This is a genomic window from Vibrio sp. 10N.222.49.A3, assembly GCF_041475145.1.
Lineage (GTDB): Bacteria > Pseudomonadota > Gammaproteobacteria > Enterobacterales > Vibrionaceae > Vibrio > Vibrio tasmaniensis_A.
Map to the genome: position 1 here is coordinate 1 of NZ_JBFRVM010000298.1, position 234 is coordinate 234.

At 49.6% G+C, this 234-nt stretch carries 1 protein-coding gene; it reads left to right on the forward strand.

Going from position 1 to position 234, the window contains the following annotated elements; translation table 11 throughout:
- On the forward strand, window positions 1-234 hold a 234-nt coding region (locus tag AB4589_RS25215; RefSeq protein ID WP_372101937.1), incomplete at both ends, for a hypothetical protein.

Below are 234 nucleotides of genomic sequence, written 5' to 3' on the forward strand. Positions count from 1 at the left end.
CTGAAAACCAGCAGCGTATACTGACCGACCTGTACCACTCCACCAAACAGTTCCACGTGGTCAATGTGCATGGCTCATCACAAGATATTGCGCAGCAACTACTCAATGTAGGTAATCACAGCGGTAAACGTGTCCAATTGGTCTCCCAAAGCGTGAAAGCCAAGGCTGATAGCATGGAGAGCGTACAGCGCAAAAGTCAAACACTCAGCGCTTGGGTTGGTCAGCTCTTTTCAG